This window comes from Pseudomonas alliivorans (assembly GCF_017826695.1).
In the GTDB taxonomy this organism is placed as follows: Bacteria; Pseudomonadota; Gammaproteobacteria; order Pseudomonadales; family Pseudomonadaceae; genus Aquipseudomonas; species Aquipseudomonas alliivorans.
On the sequence record NZ_JAFFZW010000009.1, the window covers coordinates 115718 to 133870 of the forward strand.

Here is an 18153-nt window from a genome sequence, read left to right on the forward strand (position 1 = left end):
CCCATGGGCGATCTGCTCAATGGCATGACCGGCTGGCTGACGGCAAACCCTTCGTGGGTCGCCGTCGCGATCTTTGTAGTCGCGTTCATAGAGTGTGTCGCGATTGTCGGCATCGTTGTGCCGGGCACGGTCATCATGTTTGCCATTGCCGCATTGGCTGGCAGCGGCATCCTGCCGTTGAGTGAGGTGTTGCTGCTGGGCTTTCTCGGCGGGTTACTGGGTGACGCGGTGTCGTACTTCATAGGCCGCCGCTTCCATCAGAGCATCCGTCAGTTGCCGGGGCTGCGCACACACCCGGAATGGATGACTGGCGCGGAATCCTATTTCCACAAATACGGCATCGCCAGCCTGCTGGTGGGACGCTTCATTGGCCCGCTGCGGCCGATGCTGCCGATGATTGCGGGCATGTGCGACATGCCGTTCCCACGCTTTGCGGCGGTGAGCGTGGTGGCTGCAGCTGGTTGGTCGATTGCTTACCTGATGCCGGGCTGGGCAGCCGGCGCGGCCATCCGGATGCCGTTGCCAGAAGGCTTCTGGCCAGAGGCAGCCTTTGTCGGCGCAGGCCTGGCACTGCTGTTCGGCCTGAGTATTCAAAGCAGCATTCGTCAGAAACGCTACGCGACCAAAGTCATTTCCCTGATCAGTCTTGCGCTGGTCGCCGCGCTGTTCATTGGCTGGCCTTACCTGACGGATTTCGATAACGGGCTGATGACGCTGGTGCAGGAGCACCGCAGCGAGACAGCGCAGCACATTGTGGTGCTGGTCACCAGCATCGGCGATTTCAAGGCCCAGCTGTTGGCTGCTGCGCTGTTGATCATTGTTCTATTGATCGCCAGACAGTGGCGTCATGCAGCATTCGCGCTGGCGACCACGCTGGGCACCGCTATGGCGAATGGCACGTTGAAAGCATTTTTCGCGCGGGCTCGCCCGGAAGTCCTGCTCGAGCCGCTCACCACTTACAGCATGCCGAGCGGGCACAGTTCAGCAGCTTTCGCGCTGTTCATGACCGTCGCGGTACTGGCCGGACGCGGCCAGCCGGTGCGGCTGCGCCTGACCTGGTTGCTGGTCTTCGGGATTCCGGCGCTGGCGATTGCCTTGTCACGCGTGTATCTGGGCGTGCATTGGCCGACAGATATTCTGGCGGGCATGCTGTTGGCGTTCTGCATCTGCGCCGCAAGCCTTGCGATCATCCAGCGCAACGAGCCGCTGCCAGCCATGTCGCCCAAAGTGTGGTGGCTGATCATCCCGGCGCTGACCGCACTGCTCGGCACGTTTGCGGTGCACGCCCTGTCGCATGGCGTGCTGCGTTATCAGTATTGATGGTGCTGGATAGACGCAAAACTTGTGGGGCGGCTCGCGATCTACTGCGGGACGCCACAGGCTCAAGCCTGCAAATCACCCTGCATCTCATCCAGCAATTCCTGAATCGCATCCAGGCGCTCTTCGGGATCGTCGATTTCCAGCAGTTCGATCTTGTCTTCTTCGGTAAACGGCAGCAGGTAAGCCAACTGGTTGGACAGTGACTGCTGACCCGTAGCGCTGACGCCCATGTTCAGCGACGCAACCATCGGGTGTTCGGCCAGCGCTTCGAGCAGCGCAACCAGATCGGCATCCTCTTCCTGCAACGGGCGCTCTTCGGGCTCGTCCAGCCACTCTACCTCTGCCACCAGCAACTGATCGCGCTGCACCTCTGCGGCCACCACGCGAAAGCGCCGTGCGCCGACGACCCGAATGCCCAGCAGACCGTTGTCCTGCTGCTGAAAGTCTTGAACAAGCGCTTCGCAGCCGATCAGCGAGTAGCCGCCCGGAGCAGAACCCGTTTCACTGCCCTGGGTGATGCACACCACACCGAACCCTGCGCCCTGCTTCATGCAGCGACCGATCATGTCCAGATAACGCGCCTCGAACAGTTGCAGGTCGAGCACGCACCCAGGAAACAGCACAGCGTTCAATGGAAACAAAGGCAACGTCATAAAAAGCCCCCTCAAACGACCAACGACATCGCCAACGGCAGAAACACTGCCGTCGCAACCCCCATCAGGCTCATCGCCAATGCGGCGAACGCCCCCGATTCCTCGCCTTCCTGCAGCGCAACGGAAGTACCGACCGCATGCGCTGTCAGGCCCAGGGCCATACCCCGGGCAGCCTGATTCTCGACACCTGCCAGCGACAGCAGGCCGGGCCCGAAAATGGCACCGAAAACGCCGGTAATCAATACGAATACCGCCGCCAGCGCTGCGACGCCACCCATCTGCTCCGCGACCAGCATGGCAATGGGCGAGGTCACCGATTTGGGCGCCATCGTCATCAGAATCATGTGATCGGCCCCGAATAACAGGCCCAGTCCGACACAAAGACCTGTGGCAAAAACGCCGCCAATCACCAGCGTAGTCAAGGTCGGCCATAACAACTGCCGAATGCGACGCAGATTCAGATAAAGCGGCACGGCTAGAGCGACCGTGGCTGGCCCCAGCAGAATCCCCAGTATTTCAGTGCTTTTACGGTATTCGGCGTAATCCAGTCCGCAGGTCAGCAGGATGCCGATCACCACCAGCATCGAGACCAGCACCGGCTGCAGAAACAGCCAGCGGGTTTTCTCGTAGGCGGCCATGGCCAGCTGGTAGGCGCCCAACGTGATGGCGATTCCGAATAGCGGATGATGGATCACCGAGACCCAGGCGCCGTGCCAGTCCAGACTCATGACGGCTCCCGACGGCGAGCCTGACGCTCGATGAGCTTTTGCATCAGCCAGCCGGCGAACGTCAGGGAAATCATCAACGACAGTGACAGGGTGCCGAAAATGGCCCAGAAATCCTCGGCAATGGCTGCCGCATACACCATCACACCCACTGCGGGCGGTACCAGCAGCAACGGCAGGTAACGCAGCAGGCTGCTGGCCGCCATGCTGATGGGCTCACTCACCTCACCGCGCGTCATCAGAAACGCCATGAGCAGCACCAGACCGATGATCGGCCCCGGCAGTATCGATAGAAACAGATGGTTGAGCGCTGTCCCCAACAATTGGAACAGCACCAGCCAGGTCAAACCCCGTAGCAACATGAGCACTCCAGCACACTAGAAAGATCCGGCGATTTCTCGGCCGCATTATAAACATGACGCGCCAGTGCCTATGTGCAGGTATTCGCGTGCATGACCTTCCTTGACCAACCCGCAACCCTCTGCTGATCTAGTGGTTCGCCCGCAGGCAGTGTCCTGCGCAGGCATCGGCATTACGCTACAACATCACATGACAAGGAGAGTGAAATGCCTTTTGTACCGGTTACAGAGCTCAAGAACTACATCGGCAAGGAACTGGGATGTTCTGACTGGCTGACCATCGATCAGGAACGAATCAATCTGTTCGCCGAGGCAACAGGGGATTTTCAGTTCATCCATGTCGATCCGGTCAAGGCCGCCCACACCCCGTTCGGCGCAACCATTGCCCACGGCTTTCTCACGCTGTCGCTGATCCCCAAGCTGATGGGCGATCTGCTGGTCCTGCCCGACGGTATGAAGATGGTGATCAACTACGGACTGGATACCGTGCGCTTCGTTCAGCCGGTGCTGGTCAATTCCCGTGTGCGCCTGAAGGTTGAGCTGACTGACGCTACCGAGAAGAAACCCGGCCAGTGGCTGCTCAAGGCGACCACGACCATGGAGATCGAAGGTCAGGAAAAACCGGCGTTTGTCGCCGAGCCACTGTCGATGTGCTTCGTGTAACACGTCTGAAAAACGAAACAGTCGTAACAGACTGTTTCGTACCCGTTACTCACTGCGGCATACTCGCCGACGGTTGAGACATAACATCTGCATAAGCAGAGCCACGCTCAATCCTGAATCACTCTTCCGGGATCTCACATGCGCGCGCTCGCCCCACTGGCTTTGACACTCTTGATCGCAGGTTGCGGTGATGGCGAATCACTGCTGCCCCCCGATGGCCGTCTGCCCGATGGCGGGCGTTACCGCGGAGACCTGGTAGACGGCGTGCTGCAAGGTCAGGGCCGGATCGATTACCCCAACGGCAGTTGGTACGAAGGCCAGTTTGATCGCGGCCAGAGGCAAGGCATCGGCGAGTTGCATGCCAGCAACGGCGACATCTACAAAGGCGGCTTCGAACAAGGCCTGTTCAACGGCCAGGGCAAGCTCACCACCCGCAGCGGTGCCAGCTATGTCGGCGGCTTCAGGCTGGGTCAACGCGACGGCGAAGGCACCCAGAAAGACAAGGGCCTGTTGTATCGCGGCCAGTTCAAGCAAGGGCTGTATGACGGCCCGGGCCGCCTGGAGATGGAAGACGGCAGTCAGTATCAGGGCCTGTTCGCCAACGGCAAACCCAACGGCGAAGGCATACGCAGTGATGCCAGCGGCAATCAGTACAGCGGGATGTTCGTTGATGGCCAGTTGCAAGGCAACGGCAGCTTCACCAGCGCTGACGGCGATCAATACGTCGGCCGCTTTCGCAACAGTCAGCTCGACGGACAGGGTCGCTATGAAAACAGTGACGGTGACGTCTGGAGCGGAGAGTTCAAGGAAGGCGCGCTGACGGGCAAGGGCGAGTTGCTCGGCTCCGACGGCAGCCGCTATCAGGGCAGCTTCGATAACTGGCGCTTCGCAGGCCAGGGAACTCTGCACCTGCCCGATGGAAGTTCCTATGTCGGTGAGTTTGCCGATGATACCTATCAGGGCGAAGGCGTTCTGACGACGGCTGACGGCACGGTCCAACGCGGTATCTGGGCCAACGGTCAACGCATCCGTGACGCCAAGGGCAAGTTGTTGCCAGACGCATTGGAAACAGGCCTGCTTGTTCAGGGCTCACTGTTGGAGAAGGCGCTGTCTGCTGTGCCCGCCTCTACCGCCGCCCCCGAACTGTACAGCCTGGTGGTGGGCGGCGACGGCAAGCAAAGCGTGTTCATGCGTGAAGCGGACTATGTGAGCAACCTGCTGGCCACGCGCTTTGGCGCAGTCGGGCAGATCAGCCTGGTCAATCATCGCGACCACATGGATGACCGCCCGATGGCGACCCGCGAGACCATTACGCGCGCCGTGCAAACGCTGGCGCAGCGCACCGGTCCTGAAGACCTGATCTTCATCTACCTGACCAGCCACGGCACACAGGACCATGAACTGGTGCTCGACCAGCCGCGTCTGTCGCTGGCCGACCTGCCTGCCGACGCACTGGCCGCCGCACTGGCGCCGCTGAAAAATCGCGACAAGGTTGTGGTGATCTCGGCCTGTTATTCAGGCGGTTTCATACCGGACCTCAAAGACGAGCGAACGGTGGTCATGACCGCATCCCGCGCTGACCGCGTTTCCTTCGGCTGCTCGGAAGAGGCCGACTTCACCTATTTTGGCGATGCACTATTCGGTAAAGCCCTGGTCGAAACCGATGACTTGCAGCAGGCGTTCAATGAGGCCAAAGCCTACGTGGCACGACGCGAAACCGAAGACAACTTCGAAGCATCAGAGCCGCAGATATGGGCCCCCAAAGGCGTCATTGCCCGCTGGCAACTGCTGCGCAAGAATCAGGCAGAACGCGCGCTGAACACGGCGTTGACTCGCAAGGAAGCGAAGACCTCGAGTAGCCGCTAGGCTTATCCGTATCAAGGGAGAAACATTATGTACTTGACGCCGCAACACATCCTGCTCGCAGGAGCCACAGGCCTGACCGGCGAACACCTGCTGGACCGTTTGCTCAACGAACCTACCGTCAGCCGCGTTCTGGCCCCTACACGCCGGGCACTGGCGGAGCATCCTCGCCTTGAAAACCCGGTCGGCGACCTGAGCACACTACTGCCATCGCTGGGTGGCCGGGTGGACATCGCATTCTGCTGTCTGGGTACGACCATCAAACAGGCGGGCTCGCAGGATGCATTCAAGGCGGTCGATCTGGATCTGGTCGTTGCGTTTGCCAAACGAGCGCGTGAACTGGGCGCCCGGCACCTGCTGGTCATCAGCGCGGTCGGTGCCGATGTCAAATCCAGTGTCTTTTACAACCGCATCAAAGGCGAGATGGAGCAGGCGCTCAGGGCGCAGGACTGGCCGCAACTGACCATTGCCCGTCCGTCCCTGCTGGTCGGCAATCGCCCGGAAACCCGCTGGGCCGAGCAACTGGCCGCGCCCATTGCCAAGCTGATTCCCGGCAAATACGGCGCCATCGAAGCCTGCCAACTGGCCCGCGCACTGTGGCGACTGGCGCTGGAAGAGCAGGATGGCGAGCGGGTCGTCGAGTCGGATGAGCTGCGCAAGCTGGGGAAATAAAGAAGGAAATTGCTGATCGTTACCACGCTCCAGCCTGGTAACGCCTTCCGTGACGCTCCGCGTCACAAAGCATCGGTACAGTCGATAAACTCAACGACTGTCAAAGCCCGCCTGTGGCTTGAACGCCGAACCCCAGCGCGGTCAGCACTGACAAGGGCAGCAGCAAGGTATCGAGCAACGCACTGCCAGGCAGATCCAGTCCGGGATAGCTCGGCGCTTCAGCCCCGAAACGGTCGGTCGCACAGCAACCGCCCTGCAGTGCATACAGGTTCAGCCGCGTTCCGGCATAGACCACCGGCGCGCCGGGCTTGGCGGCATTGAGCGTACGTGCGGTGGCGCAGCCGGTCATGACCAGCGCCAACCCAATCACCAGCAGTTTATTCATCGCCACCGACATGATGCTCACCCCAACGCGGCAGCATGTCCTGCGGCACGTTCAGCAGATTGAGAATCCGTGCGACCACGAAATCCACCAGATCATCAATGGTCTGCGGCTGATGGTAAAAGCCAGGGGACGCGGGAAGAATCACTGCGCCCATGTTCGACAGCTTGAGCATGTTCTCAAGGTGAATGCTGGAGAACGGCGCCTCGCGTGGCACCAGAATCAACTGGCGGCGCTCCTTGAGCGTCACGTCGGCCGCACGCTCGATCAGGTTGTTGCAGGCCCCGGTCGCAATCGCCGACAGCGTGCCGGTCGAACAGGGCACCACCACCATAGCGCTGGGCGAGCCCGACCCCGAAGCCACCGGCGACATCCAGTCATCGCGCCCATAGACCCGAATCTGCCCCGCCGCTGCACCGGTGTACTCGGTGAGGAACGCCTGCATCATCATCGGCTTGGGCGGCAGGCGCACATCGGTTTCGGTCGCCATGACCAATTGCGCCGCCTTGGAGATCAGGAAGTGCACTTCCCGATCTTCACGCACCAGACAGTCCAGCAGACGCAGACCATATTGCGCGCCCGAGGCGCCGGTCATCGCGACGGTAATACGCTCCGGCCCGTTCATTTCAAAGCCTCGGCCAGTTTGCCATGCAGGCCGCCGAACCCGCCGTTGCTCATGATCACGATATGCGTGCCCGGCTGTGCCTGGCTCTTGACCCGCGCAATGATTGCTTCAAGCGAATCGCAAACCACCGCAGGCACCGTGCATTCGGCCGCAGTCGCGCCCAGGTCCCAGCCCAGATTGGCAGGCGCGTACCAGACCACCTGATCGGCCTGCTGAACGCTTTCGGGCAGGCCGTCGCGGTGCGCGCCGAGCTTCATGGAGTTGGAACGCGGCTCGATAACGGCAATGATCGGAGCGTCGCCGACCTTCTTGCGCAGACCGTCCAGCGTCGTGGCAATCGCAGTCGGGTGGTGGGCGAAGTCGTCATAGATCGTGATGCCATGTACGTCGGCAACCTTCTCCATGCGCCGCTTGACGCTCTTGAACGCACTGAGGGCCTCGACGCCCTGAACAGGCACCACGCCCACATGACGGGCGGCTGCCAGGGTCGCCAAGGCATTGGCCACATTATGCTGGCCTGTCATGTCCCACTCGACCGTGCCCTGCACCTGTCCTTCAAAGATCACCTCGAAGCGCGAGCCGTCTTCGCTCAACAGACGGGCCTGCCATTGACCGCCGTGTCCGGTGGTCTGCACAGGCGTCCAGCAGCCCATCCCGATGACGCGCGCCAACGCGGGCTCTGTGGTCGGATGAATCACCAGACCTTCGCTCGGAATGGTACGCACAAGGTGATGGAACTGACGCTCGATGGCGGGAAGATCCGGGAAGATGTCCGCGTGATCGAACTCAAGGTTGTTGAGGATTGCCGTGCGCGGACGGTAGTGGACGAACTTGGATCGCTTGTCGAAGAACGCGCTGTCGTATTCGTCGGCTTCGACCACAAAGAAGGGCGTATCACCCAGGCGCGCCGAGACCGCGAAGTTCTGCGGGACACCGCCAATCAGGAAGCCGGGGCTCATGCCTGCGTGTTCGAGCACCCAGGCCAGCATGCTGCTGGTGGTGGTCTTGCCGTGCGTGCCCGCCACGGCAAGAACCCAGCGACCTTGCAACACATGGTCGGCCAGCCATTGCGGGCCGGACACATAAGGCAAGCCTTTATTCAGGACATACTCGACCGCAGGGTTGCCACGCGACAGGGCGTTGCCGATCACGATCAGGTCCGGCGCAGGGTCAAGCTGCGCAGGGTCGTAACCCTGGGTCAGTTCGATGCCCTGGGCTTCGAGCTGCGTACTCATGGGTGGATAGACGTTGGCGTCGGAGCCCGTAACCCTATGGCCCGACTCTTTGGCGAGCACCGCCAGCGAACCCATGAACGTGCCGCAGATACCAAGGATATGAATATGCATGACCAACCTCTCAGAACATCCCGGCAGGTTAACGTAGGGAGGGTGAAATGGCACCCAGAGTTTGTACGCGATGCTGTCGCCCGAGGTCTGGTCGAGGCCGCAAACATGAGGCTAAAGTTCAGGTCCCGAAGGCGCGGCAAATAGCCTACTCTTGATAACCTGCTGCCAGATGTTTGAAAGCTGAATCGATACAGACTTCCTCAAAACAAGAACCAGGAGACATACCATGCGTTACGCTCATCCCGGTACCGAAGGCGCCATCGTCAACTTCAAGGAACGCTACGGTAATTACATCGGCGGCGAGTTCGTCGCCCCGGTCAAAGGTCAGTATTTCACCAACACCTCGCCGGTTACCGGCAAGGCCATCGCCGAATTCCCCCGCTCCACGGCAGAAGATATCGACAAGGCGCTCGATGCCGCCCACGCAGCCGCCCAAGCCTGGGGCTCGACCTCGGTGCAGGCCCGCTCGCTGGTCCTGCTGAAGATCGCAGACCGCATCGAAGCCAATCTGGAAACCCTGGCCATCACCGAAACCTGGGACAACGGCAAGGCGATTCGCGAAACCCTCAACGCCGACATTCCGCTGGCCGCCGACCACTTCCGCTACTTTGCCGGTGTGCTGCGCGCACAGGAAGGCAGCGCTGCCGAGATCGACGGCAACACCGTCGCGTATCACATCCATGAGCCGCTGGGCGTGGTCGGGCAGATCATCCCGTGGAACTTCCCGATCCTGATGGCGGCCTGGAAGCTGGCGCCTGCACTGGCGGCCGGCAACTGCATCGTGCTCAAACCTGCCGAGCAGACCCCGCTGGGCATCAGCGTGCTGATCGAACTGATCGGCGACCTGCTGCCACCCGGTGTCCTGAACATCGTGCAGGGTTATGGCCGTGAAGCTGGCGAAGCCCTTGCGAGCAGCAAGCGCATCGCCAAGATTGCCTTTACCGGCTCGACCCCGGTCGGCTCGCACATCATGAAGCTGGCGGCGGACAACATCATCCCGTCCACCGTGGAGCTGGGCGGCAAATCGCCGAACATCTTCTTCGAAGACATCATGAGCGCCGAACCGGAGTTCATCGAGAAAGCGGCCGAAGGCCTGGTGCTGGCGTTCTTCAATCAGGGCGAAGTCTGCACCTGCCCGTCCCGCGCGCTGGTTCAGGAATCGATTTATCCACAGTTCATGGAAGCGGTGATGCGCAAGGTCGAGAAGATCAAGCGAGGCGATCCGCTGGACACCGACACCATGGTCGGCGCTCAGGCGTCCGAGCAGCAGTTCGACAAGATTCTTTCATACCTCGATATCGCCAAGGGCGAAGGCGCGGAGCTGTTGACCGGCGGCAAGGTCGAGAAGCTGGAAGGTGATCTGTCGAGCGGCTATTACATCCAGCCGACGTTGCTCAAAGGCAACAACAAGATGCGTGTGTTCCAGGAAGAAATCTTCGGCCCGGTAGTCAGCGTCACGACCTTCAAGGACGAAGCCGAAGCCGTGGCAATCGCCAACGACACCGAGTTCGGTCTGGGTGCCGGCCTCTGGACCCGCGACATCAACCGCGCATACCGCGTGGGCCGTGCCATCAAGGCTGGTCGCGTCTGGACCAACTGCTACCACCTCTACCCTGCGCATGCGGCGTTCGGCGGCTACAAAAAATCCGGCGTCGGCCGCGAAACCCACAAGGTTGCGCTCGAGCACTATCAGCAGACCAAAAATTTGCTGGTGAGCTACGACACCCATCCGCTGGGGTTCTTCTGATCCACTGACGGGATGATCATGCCCACGTTCGCGTGGGCATGCAGCCCGCCCCATCGTCGTGCACGCTGTCACCGATCAATGCCCCGACATAACGCATCGCCAGTCAGGCCCACCCGCTACACCCTGCAAACTCGCACTCATCCTCAGGATGGAGTATTAATTGCTTACATAGCTTCCCACAGTCGTTTGAACCGGGACGTCACCGGTTCGACCGAAAGACCACGTCCGACGCGAGCAGCGGGACGTCATGGAGAATCTGTATGGCGAGCTTTTCTCATTCTGTCGGCGCGCAGACGTACCGCTTCGACAGCCTCAAAGCAGTCATGGCCAAGGCCAGCCCTGCGCGTTCCGGCGATTTTCTGGCCGAAGTCGCAGCGCAGAACGACGGCGAGCGTGTAGCCGCGCAAATGGCGCTGGCGAACATCCCGCTCAAGCATTTTCTTGAAGAAGCGTTGATTCCTTACGAAGATGACGAAGTCACGCGCCTGATCATCGATACCCACGACACATTGGCTTTCGCCCCCGTCAGCCATCTGACCGTTGGCGGCTTTCGTGACTGGCTGCTCAGCGATCAGGCCGACGAAAGCAGCCTGCGAGCACTGGCGCCAGGGCTGACGCCGGAAATGGCTGCCGCCGTTTCGAAGATCATGCGCGTACAGGATCTGGTACTGGTGGCGCAGAAGATCCGCGTCGTCACGCGCTTTCGTAACACCATCGGCCTGCGTGGTCGCCTATCGACCCGCCTGCAACCCAATCACCCTACCGACGACCCGTCCGGTATCGCAGCCAGCGTGCTGGACGGCCTGCTGTACGGCAACGGCGACGCCATGATCGGCATCAACCCGGCCACCGACAGCACCTCGTCCATCATCGCCTTGCTGGAAATGCTCGACGCCATCGTCCAGCGCTACGAAATTCCGACCCAGTCCTGCGTGCTGACTCACGTCACGACGTCCATCGAAGTGATCAACCGCGGCGTGCCGGTGGACCTGGTGTTCCAGTCGATCACTGGCACCGAAGCTGCGAACGCCAGTTTCGGCATCAATCTCAAGCTCCTGCAGGAAGGTTACGAAGCAGGCCTGAGCCTGAACCGGGGTACGCTCGGGCAGAACCTGATGTATTTCGAGACCGGACAAGGCAGCGCGCTGTCGGCAAACGCGCACCACGGTGTCGATCAACAGACTTGCGAAACCCGCGCCTACGCCGTTGCGCGGCATTTCAATCCGTTTCTGGTCAATACCGTGGTCGGCTTCATCGGCCCGGAGTACCTGTACAACGGCAAACAGATCATCCGCGCCGGGCTTGAAGACCATTTCTGCGGCAAGTTGCTGGGCGTGCCGATGGGCTGCGACATCTGCTACACCAATCATGCCGAAGCCGATCAGGACGACATGGACACGCTGCTCACACTGCTGGGCGTGGCCGGGATCAACTTCATCATGGGCATCCCAGGCTCCGACGACATCATGCTCAACTACCAGACCACTTCGTTCCACGACGCGCTGTATGCCCGGCAAAGCCTGGGCCTGCGGCCAGCGCCGGAATACGAGGCCTGGCTGGAAAAAATGGGCATCTTCACTCAGGCCGACGGACGGGTGCGTTTCGGCGACAGCCTGCCACCCGCTTTCCGTCACGCCCTGGCGCATCTGGCATGAGGGAACGGCCTGTGAATGAACTGGAAAGCACTGCAACAAGTCCGGACACCACGCCGCCCAATCCCTGGCTGGAACTGCGTCGTCTCACATCGGCCCGTATCGCGCTGGGCCGCACCGGCACCAGTCTGCCGACCTCCGCGCAACTGGACTTTCAATTGGCACATGCCCAGGCGCGCGACGCAGTGCATCTGGCGTTCGATCATGCAGGCATCAGTGCCCAATTGGCTGAAAAAGGCCGCGAAACCCTGTTATTGCATAGCGCGGCCGCTGACCGTGACAATTACCTGCAACGGCCCGATCTGGGAAGACGCCTGAACGATGAGTCTGCCAGCCAGTTGCGCGATTACGCAGCCGCTCATCCGGGCGGGCTTGATCTGGCGATAGTGGTGGCAGACGGCCTGTCGGCGCTGGCCGTTCATCGCCACGCGGTGCCCTTTCTGGTGCGCCTGGAAGAACAGGCTGAAGCAGAAGGCTGGACACTGTCGCCTGTGATCATGGTGGAACAGGGTCGCGTGGCCATCGCCGACGAAATCGGCGAACTGCTGGGTGCAAAGATGGTAGTGATCCTCATCGGCGAGCGCCCCGGCCTCAGCTCTCCCGACAGCCTGGGGCTGTATTTCACCTACGCGCCGAAAGTCGGACTCAACGATGCGCACCGCAATTGCATCTCCAACATCCGGCTGGAAGGCCTGAGCTACGGCATGGCAGCCCATCGCCTGCTGTACTTGATGCGCGAGGCCTGCCGCCGCCAGGTGTCAGGGGTAAAACTCAAGGACGAAGCGGAACTCAAGACTGTGGAATCCGACGAGACCGCCGACAACCTGAGCAGACGCACCGGCAATTTCCTGCTCGCGGGCCCGGACGACCCGCATTAGATTGCGCTTTCTAAAGCCGCCAGTCAGCATCGCTGTGACCATCCTGGCGCATTGCATTAGCCCATAGTGAAGTTGAGGCCCGACCATGCGGATCATCCAAGCCACGCTTGAACACCTTGACCTGCTCTGCCCGTTGTTCGTCAAATACCGCGAATTCTACGGCGAGCTGCCATTCCCCGATTCGTCACGGGACTTTCTGGAGAAGCGCCTGCGCCGCGGAGAGTCGGTGATTTATCTTGCACTGGCGAAAGATGACGAGAACAGACTGTTGGGCTTCTGCCAGCTCTATCCCAGCTACTCCTCGTTGTCGCTCAAACGCGTCTGGATTCTCAACGACATCTACGTTGCCGAAGACGCCCGTAGACAATTGGTCGCCGACCACTTGATGAAAGAAGCCAAGAAAATGGCCAAGGAAACCCAGGCCGTGCGCATGCGCGTGTCGACCAGCAGCAACAATGACGTGGCGCAAAAGGTCTACGAATCGATTGGTTTCAAAGAAGACACCCAGTTCAAGAACTACGTGCTGCCGATCAATTCGGACCGTTGATCCTGTTCGCGAGCAAACCGCAATTCCCCCCGGGTTTGCTCGCCCGCCTCCTTGTCTCGCAACAGTTGTAACATCTCTATTGAAATCTTGCGGTTCCCTGCCTGCATTCTCCTTCTATAATGCCGCGCACACTGCACACGTAGTTTCTTCCGCATGCGACCCGGCTCAGGGTTCTCGCCTCAGGTGCTTCAATGGAATTCAACCCGCTCGACCTCATCCTGCATCTCGATGTTTACCTCGACATGCTGGTGACCAACTACGGCACGTGGATTTACGCGATTCTGTTTCTGGTGATTTTCTGCGAGACCGGCCTGGTGATCATGCCGTTCCTGCCGGGCGATTCCTTGCTGTTCATAGCAGGTGCCGTAGCAGCAGGCGGCGGCATGGACCCGGTTCTGCTCGCCGGACTGTTAATGCTGGCGGCGATACTGGGCGACAGCACCAACTACATCATCGGCCGCACAGCCGGTGAAAAGCTGTTCAGCAACTCAAGGTCGAAGATTTTCCGTCGCGACTACCTGCTGCGGACTCAGGTTTTCTACGAGCGTCACGGTGGCAAGACCGTCACGCTCGCACGTTTTCTGCCGATCATTCGCACCTTTGCGCCCTTCGTGGCGGGCGTCGGCCGCATGTCGTACCCCCGCTTTGTGGGCTTCAGCGTGCTGGGCTCGGTGCTGTGGGTGGGCAGTCTGGTCACGCTGGGCTTCTTCTTCGGCAACGTACCGTTTATCAAGCAGAACCTGACGTTCCTGGTGCTGGCAATCATTGCGCTCTCCCTGCTGCCGATGATCATCGGCGTCGTGCGCAGCCGCACAGGCCGCTCCGTCGACGTCAGCTGACACATGTGGTCATTCAGCAACTGGCGCAGGCAGCGCACGCTGGCGAAGAATCCGGTCCCCGCTGAGCTGTGGCAAACCGTCCGCCAGCACCTGCCGATCCTCGATGGCCTGAGCGCCGAACAGGAGGCGCAGTTGCGCGATGCCTGCGTGCTGTTTCTGCACGACAAACACCTGACCGCGCTGCCGGGTGTGGACCTGAACGATGAACACCGGTTGTTTCTCGCCGCACAGGCGCAACTGCCGCTGCTGAACCTTGGCGATCTGAACTGGTATCAGGGCTTTCACGAGATCGTGCTTTACCCTGACGACTTCGTCAGCCCACAGCGGCATCGCGACGCCAGCGGCATTGAACACGAATGGGATGGCGAACACAGCGGCGAGGCCTGGCTGCAAGGTCCGGTCATTCTCGCCTGGCCGGGTGTGTTATCGAGCGGTGACTGGGACGCCTACAATCTGGTGATCCACGAACTGGCACACAAGCTCGACATGCTCAACGGGGATGCCAACGGCCTGCCTCCGCTGCACAGCGACATGCGCATCACCGAGTGGGCCAGCGCCATGCAGAGCGCCTTCGACGACCTCAACCGCCAGCTCGACCTGAACCCCGACGCGGAAACCGCTATCGATCCCTATGCGGCGCAGGATCCGGCCGAATTCTTTGCCGTTACCAGCGAATACTTCTTCAGCGCCCCCGACCTGCTGCACGCCAGCTACCCCGATGTGTACCAACAGCTCAAAGCCTTCTACCGTCAGGACACCCTGGCGCGACTGCTTGCGTTGCAGACACAGGACCCCGCCTACAAGGCCCATTGACTGATCGCACCATCGCCAAACCCCGTGCATGGCAACGAAAACAGAATATGCCTATAATCCGGACCACTTTTTGGCGGTTCGCGCCAAAATCTGTCTGGTCAACTACGGGGGCAAAGCCCAATGAGCTACAGCAAGATTCCGGCGGGCAAAGACCTTCCGAACGACATCTACGTCGCGATCGAAATCCCGGCCAACCACGCGCCGATCAAGTACGAAATCGACAAAGACTCCGATTGCCTGTTCGTTGATCGTTTCATGGCCACCCCAATGTTCTACCCAGCCAACTATGGCTTCATTCCCAACACCCTGGCGGATGACGGCGACCCCCTCGACGTGCTGGTCGTGACCCCGTACCCGGTATCCCCAGGTTCGGTCATTCGCGCACGTCCGGTCGGCATCCTGCACATGACCGACGACGGCGGCGGTGATGCCAAAGTCATCGCAGTCCCGCACGACAAGCTGTCCCAGCTGTATGTCGACGTCAAGGAATACACCGACCTGCCAGCCCTGCTGCTTGAGCAGATCAAGCACTTCTTCGAGAACTACAAGGATCTCGAAAAAGGCAAATGGGTCAAGATCGAAGGCTGGGGCGACGCAGAAGCCGCACGCGCTGAAATCACCAAATCGGTTGCAGCCTTCAAAGGCTGATTGACAGTTTGCTGTGTCGAGACACCTGCGTTGCGGGTGTCTTGGCATAGACACAAGCAACAAACTCCCCTCGTAACGCCCCCTCTGCCACAGATTTTTTTCAAAAATCGCGTTTAAAAATGCGTTTAACGAATCGCCAACAATAAACATTCCAGCGACCCCCGCACAGCCGGCCTAAACGAAATTCTCAGCGTTTATCCAAAATCCGGCGATTACGGAACATGCCTACACGACAAACATCCCGTCTGTAATACCTCTCGCCACGCACCCCCAGCGACAACGCCGACATCAACACCTCGTTCATTTAAACACCCTGATCACGCCAGTAAACTCGGCCCCATGAATACATCAGGCGATCGACTCCGCATTCTTCTCAAAGAGTGCCACCTCACTGCGACTGATTTTGCTGCCAACCGCAAGATCACGCCGCAACACGTCAATAACTGGTTCAAGCGCGGCGTCCCGATGGCGCGCATTGACGAGGTGGCTGAACTATTAACCGTTAACGCCCGCTGGCTGCGCACCGGCGAAGGCCCCAAGCACCCGACCGATTCCGCCAATGAAAACAACGGCGGCGACACTCGACTGATCGTCCATCAGGATCAAGGAAGAAACATGCTGCGTGGAGACGTGGAAATTCAGATATTCAAGGAAATCGAATCCACCCATGGCGTCAGCAAAACCGTCCTGGCCGAAGCCCCCGGACAAAAAATCCGCCTGCCTTTGCAGGTCTTGCAAACCATGGGCATCGATCCCAAGAACTGCCTGTGCGTCGCCATGGTCGGCAACAGCATGGCTGACAAGATTCAGGACGGCTCGATCCTGGGCGTGGACCGCGAACTCACGCAGGTGATAGACGGCGAAATCTATGCCCTCGAACACGGCGGCATTCTGCGCGTGCGCTACCTCTACCGCCTGCCCAACGGCGGCCTGCGCCTGCGTAGCCACAACGATGCCGAATACCCCGACGAAATTTTCAGCGCCGAAGACATCGAAGATGAACGCATCCGCATCCTGGGCTGGATCTTCTGGTGGTCCACCCTTAACAGCCGACGCAACGCGATGCTGCTGTTCTGACAGTGGCGTCATGACACATCAAGACTGGGCATCGGCGGCAAACATCAGTATGCTGTCCGCCATCCAAAGCATCGCCGCCCCGCAGCGATGCCACAGCACGGCAGATGACACACCTGCCCTGCTCTCTTATCAGCATTCCTCGCGAATGCACCTTTTGCAGGCGATTGCGGTTTACCAAAAATAGACCAAGATTGCCCACGAGAAGCCGGCCACAAGCCGGCTTTTTAACGCCTGCTGAAAGCCAGCGCCAAGGGAGGACACCTGTCCCAAAACCTGATATTGGTGCGTTCACCGGCGATAGAAAGGTACGATCTATTCCTTATTTCGCTGAGACGGATTTCATGCATTTATACATCGTGCGGCATGGTGAAACCTGGGCTAATGCCGAACGTCGATACCTTGGATCTCTTGATCCAGAACTTAACACTCTAGGCCGCCAGCAAGCTCAAACGCTTTGCGAGCAATTACCCGCAAGCCTCGATGTACTTGTCGTTTCTCCACGCCTCAGGGCAGTACAAACCGCGAATATTCTGAACGAACGCCTGAAGCTCTCGCCTGAAATAATGGACTGCTTCAGAGAGCGGGATGTCGGCGTTTTCGAGGGGCTGACCCAAGGCGATGCCATAAAGCGCTATCCGCAACTCTGGTCGCAGAACATCACTCGACTTTGGGACGCTGGGCCGACCGATGGTGAGTCGATCTCTGACGTTGTGAAACGAGTGCGAGACGGTTTAGCTGAACTGGAATCCAAATATCCCTCCAAAACTGTTTTGCTTGTAGCACACGGCTTCGTTGCAAAAGTAGTCCGGGCACTGGCCACAGGAGACTTTTCAGACTTCTACGAATGGCAGCTTTCAAACGGTAACATGCTGTTTTTACGAAATTTCAATATACCTACATACGATCTTGAAACTCTGAGGCGCTCTCTACCCGTAGCGTGATGCGGACTGCTGTCAGCTTTGAGGCAGCAGCTCAGTAATCTCACTTGCCCGCTGCGTCGTTAGAGGAATCAGCACATCCTTCAAGGATGCATACGGATCATGCCTATTCAAGCACACAGACTGAATCAAGCTCATGATCGCTTTCGCTTGTGTGCCGCTGCGCAGCGACCCAGCAAACAACCCGTTGGAGCGCCCAAGTGTCCACGGGCTGATCTGGTTTTCGACATGGTCGTTGTCGATAGGCGCAGCTACGTCGTCCAGGTAGCGGGGCAGCGCTACCCAGCTTTTAAGGCTGTAATCCGGGGCTTTAGCCGTTTCTGATCCGTTGGGCACCAGATCACGCTGCCAGCCCTGACCGCTATGACTGAAGCCTGTCGGTAACCGCACGTCCGTCCGCATATGA

19 protein-coding genes and 1 pseudogene are annotated in these 18153 nt (G+C 59.7%); 13 read left to right on the forward strand and 7 right to left on the reverse strand.

Features of this window, described 5'->3' with window-relative positions; translation table 11 throughout:
• Positions 1-3 precede the first annotated feature (3 nt).
• Positions 4-1320: a bifunctional DedA family/phosphatase PAP2 family protein gene (locus JTJ32_RS21165; protein WP_210043200.1), complete on the forward strand. Its 1317-nt coding sequence runs from the start codon at positions 4-6 to the stop codon at positions 1318-1320.
• Between the two features lie 62 nt (positions 1321-1382).
• Here JTJ32_RS21165 and JTJ32_RS21170 read toward each other — a convergent pair whose 3' ends face one another.
• From JTJ32_RS21170 to JTJ32_RS21180, 3 genes are read right to left on the reverse strand one after another with little or no spacing between them, the layout of a single operon-like run.
• Positions 1383-1973 carry an LON peptidase substrate-binding domain-containing protein gene (locus JTJ32_RS21170; RefSeq protein ID WP_099227103.1) on the reverse strand — a complete coding sequence of 197 codons (591 nt, stop codon included), beginning with the start codon at positions 1971-1973 and terminating at the stop codon, positions 1383-1385.
• A gap of 11 nt (positions 1974-1984) precedes the next feature.
• Complete coding sequence (locus tag JTJ32_RS21175) at positions 1985-2695, reverse strand: LrgB family protein (RefSeq protein WP_180274274.1); 711 nt, start codon at positions 2693-2695, stop codon at positions 1985-1987.
• A gap of 2 nt (positions 2696-2697) precedes the next feature.
• On the reverse strand, positions 2698-3060 hold the full coding sequence (locus tag JTJ32_RS21180; RefSeq protein ID WP_099227105.1) for a CidA/LrgA family protein: 363 nt from the start codon (positions 3058-3060) through the stop codon (positions 2698-2700).
• A 204-nt stretch (positions 3061-3264) separates the two neighbouring features.
• Between JTJ32_RS21180 and JTJ32_RS21185 the strand changes: the two genes are divergently transcribed.
• The 3 genes from JTJ32_RS21185 (at position 3265) to JTJ32_RS21195 (ending at position 6255) form a co-directional block, all read left to right on the forward strand.
• Positions 3265-3720 carry a MaoC family dehydratase gene (locus JTJ32_RS21185; RefSeq protein ID WP_099227106.1) on the forward strand — a complete coding sequence of 152 codons (456 nt, stop codon included), beginning with the start codon at positions 3265-3267 and terminating at the stop codon, positions 3718-3720.
• A 138-nt stretch (positions 3721-3858) separates the two neighbouring features.
• The gene (locus tag JTJ32_RS21190; protein ID WP_184323529.1) at positions 3859-5586 is read left to right on the forward strand and encodes a C13 family peptidase; all 1728 of its coding nucleotides are present in this window, start codon (positions 3859-3861) and stop codon (positions 5584-5586) included.
• Between the two features lie 27 nt (positions 5587-5613).
• Entirely contained in the window at positions 5614-6255 is a 642-nt protein-coding gene (locus tag JTJ32_RS21195) for an oxidoreductase (RefSeq protein ID WP_184323530.1), read from the forward strand.
• Positions 6256-6355: 100 nt separating this feature from the next.
• On the opposite strand, the gene JTJ32_RS21200 is transcribed toward JTJ32_RS21195, so the two are convergent.
• From JTJ32_RS21200 to mpl, 3 genes are read right to left on the reverse strand one after another with little or no spacing between them, the layout of a single operon-like run.
• Complete coding sequence (locus JTJ32_RS21200; protein ID WP_099227173.1) at positions 6356-6640, reverse strand: YceK/YidQ family lipoprotein; 285 nt, start codon at positions 6638-6640, stop codon at positions 6356-6358.
• A complete protein-coding gene (ubiX, locus tag JTJ32_RS21205; protein WP_099227109.1) occupies positions 6633-7262 on the reverse strand; it encodes a flavin prenyltransferase UbiX in 630 nt (209 codons plus the stop codon). Before ubiX ends, JTJ32_RS21200 begins: the two co-directional genes overlap by 8 nt.
• Entirely contained in the window at positions 7259-8608 is a 1350-nt protein-coding gene (gene mpl / locus JTJ32_RS21210) for a UDP-N-acetylmuramate:L-alanyl-gamma-D-glutamyl-meso-diaminopimelate ligase (protein WP_210043201.1), read from the reverse strand. The genes ubiX and mpl overlap by 4 nt, the downstream gene beginning before the upstream one ends.
• Before the next feature lie 226 nt (positions 8609-8834).
• Here mpl and exaC point away from each other — a divergent pair, with 226 nt between their 5' ends.
• From exaC to JTJ32_RS21255, 9 genes are all read left to right on the forward strand, one after another.
• Positions 8835-10355 (forward strand): acetaldehyde dehydrogenase ExaC, encoded by a 1521-nt coding sequence (exaC, locus tag JTJ32_RS21215; RefSeq protein WP_184323533.1) that lies wholly within the window; start codon positions 8835-8837, stop codon positions 10353-10355.
• A gap of 260 nt (positions 10356-10615) precedes the next feature.
• Positions 10616-12010, forward strand: coding sequence for an ethanolamine ammonia-lyase subunit EutB (locus JTJ32_RS21220; protein ID WP_184323534.1), 1395 nt, complete (start codon positions 10616-10618; stop codon positions 12008-12010).
• Positions 12007-12885, forward strand: coding sequence for an ethanolamine ammonia-lyase subunit EutC (gene eutC / locus JTJ32_RS21225; RefSeq protein WP_210043202.1), 879 nt, complete (start codon positions 12007-12009; stop codon positions 12883-12885). Before JTJ32_RS21220 ends, eutC begins: the two co-directional genes overlap by 4 nt.
• A gap of 85 nt (positions 12886-12970) precedes the next feature.
• Positions 12971-13432, forward strand: a complete 462-nt coding sequence (locus tag JTJ32_RS21230; RefSeq protein WP_184323536.1) for a GNAT family N-acetyltransferase — start codon at positions 12971-12973, stop codon at positions 13430-13432.
• Positions 13433-13623: 191 nt separating this feature from the next.
• Positions 13624-14271, forward strand: a complete 648-nt coding sequence (locus tag JTJ32_RS21235; RefSeq protein WP_210043204.1) for a DedA family protein — start codon at positions 13624-13626, stop codon at positions 14269-14271.
• A gap of 3 nt (positions 14272-14274) precedes the next feature.
• A complete protein-coding gene (locus JTJ32_RS21240; protein ID WP_210043206.1) occupies positions 14275-15084 on the forward strand; it encodes a M90 family metallopeptidase in 810 nt (269 codons plus the stop codon).
• Positions 15085-15204: 120 nt separating this feature from the next.
• The gene (ppa, locus tag JTJ32_RS21245) at positions 15205-15732 is read left to right on the forward strand and encodes an inorganic diphosphatase (RefSeq protein WP_184323538.1); all 528 of its coding nucleotides are present in this window, start codon (positions 15205-15207) and stop codon (positions 15730-15732) included.
• 339 nt (positions 15733-16071) lie between these two features.
• Complete coding sequence (locus tag JTJ32_RS21250) at positions 16072-16809, forward strand: LexA family transcriptional regulator (RefSeq protein WP_099227117.1); 738 nt, start codon at positions 16072-16074, stop codon at positions 16807-16809.
• Between the two features lie 341 nt (positions 16810-17150).
• Positions 17151-17750 carry a histidine phosphatase family protein gene (locus tag JTJ32_RS21255; protein ID WP_099227118.1) on the forward strand — a complete coding sequence of 200 codons (600 nt, stop codon included), beginning with the start codon at positions 17151-17153 and terminating at the stop codon, positions 17748-17750.
• 12 nt (positions 17751-17762) lie between these two features.
• Here the strand turns inward: JTJ32_RS21255 and JTJ32_RS21260 are convergent.
• Positions 17763-18095 (reverse strand): annotated as a pseudogene (locus tag JTJ32_RS21260) (IS66 family transposase); the annotation flags it as partial.
• Between the last annotated feature and the right edge of the window lie 58 nt (positions 18096-18153).

Bases quoted from the DNA above. Each gene is read 5' to 3' on its own strand.
- JTJ32_RS21230 (WP_184323536.1), top strand. From the start codon at position 12,971: ATGCGGATCATCCAAGCCACGCTTGAACACCTTGACCTGCTCTGCCCG.
- mpl (WP_210043201.1), bottom strand. From the start codon at position 8,608: ATGCATATTCATATCCTTGGTATCTGCGGCACGTTCATGGGTTCGCTG.
- JTJ32_RS21190 (WP_184323529.1), top strand. From the start codon at position 3,859: ATGCGCGCGCTCGCCCCACTGGCTTTGACACTCTTGATCGCAGGTTGC.
- JTJ32_RS21165 (WP_210043200.1), top strand. From the start codon at position 4: ATGGGCGATCTGCTCAATGGCATGACCGGCTGGCTGACGGCAAACCCT.
- JTJ32_RS21240 (WP_210043206.1), top strand. From the start codon at position 14,275: ATGTGGTCATTCAGCAACTGGCGCAGGCAGCGCACGCTGGCGAAGAAT.
- JTJ32_RS21170 (WP_099227103.1), bottom strand. From the start codon at position 1,973: ATGACGTTGCCTTTGTTTCCATTGAACGCTGTGCTGTTTCCTGGGTGC.
- JTJ32_RS21185 (WP_099227106.1), top strand. From the start codon at position 3,265: ATGCCTTTTGTACCGGTTACAGAGCTCAAGAACTACATCGGCAAGGAA.
- ppa (WP_184323538.1), top strand. From the start codon at position 15,205: ATGAGCTACAGCAAGATTCCGGCGGGCAAAGACCTTCCGAACGACATC.
- JTJ32_RS21180 (WP_099227105.1), bottom strand. From the start codon at position 3,060: ATGTTGCTACGGGGTTTGACCTGGCTGGTGCTGTTCCAATTGTTGGGG.
- JTJ32_RS21250 (WP_099227117.1), top strand. From the start codon at position 16,072: ATGAATACATCAGGCGATCGACTCCGCATTCTTCTCAAAGAGTGCCAC.
- exaC (WP_184323533.1), top strand. From the start codon at position 8,835: ATGCGTTACGCTCATCCCGGTACCGAAGGCGCCATCGTCAACTTCAAG.
- ubiX (WP_099227109.1), bottom strand. From the start codon at position 7,262: ATGAACGGGCCGGAGCGTATTACCGTCGCGATGACCGGCGCCTCGGGC.
- JTJ32_RS21255 (WP_099227118.1), top strand. From the start codon at position 17,151: ATGCATTTATACATCGTGCGGCATGGTGAAACCTGGGCTAATGCCGAA.
- JTJ32_RS21200 (WP_099227173.1), bottom strand. From the start codon at position 6,640: ATGAATAAACTGCTGGTGATTGGGTTGGCGCTGGTCATGACCGGCTGC.
- JTJ32_RS21235 (WP_210043204.1), top strand. From the start codon at position 13,624: ATGGAATTCAACCCGCTCGACCTCATCCTGCATCTCGATGTTTACCTC.
- JTJ32_RS21220 (WP_184323534.1), top strand. From the start codon at position 10,616: ATGGCGAGCTTTTCTCATTCTGTCGGCGCGCAGACGTACCGCTTCGAC.
- JTJ32_RS21195 (WP_184323530.1), top strand. From the start codon at position 5,614: ATGTACTTGACGCCGCAACACATCCTGCTCGCAGGAGCCACAGGCCTG.
- eutC (WP_210043202.1), top strand. From the start codon at position 12,007: ATGAGGGAACGGCCTGTGAATGAACTGGAAAGCACTGCAACAAGTCCG.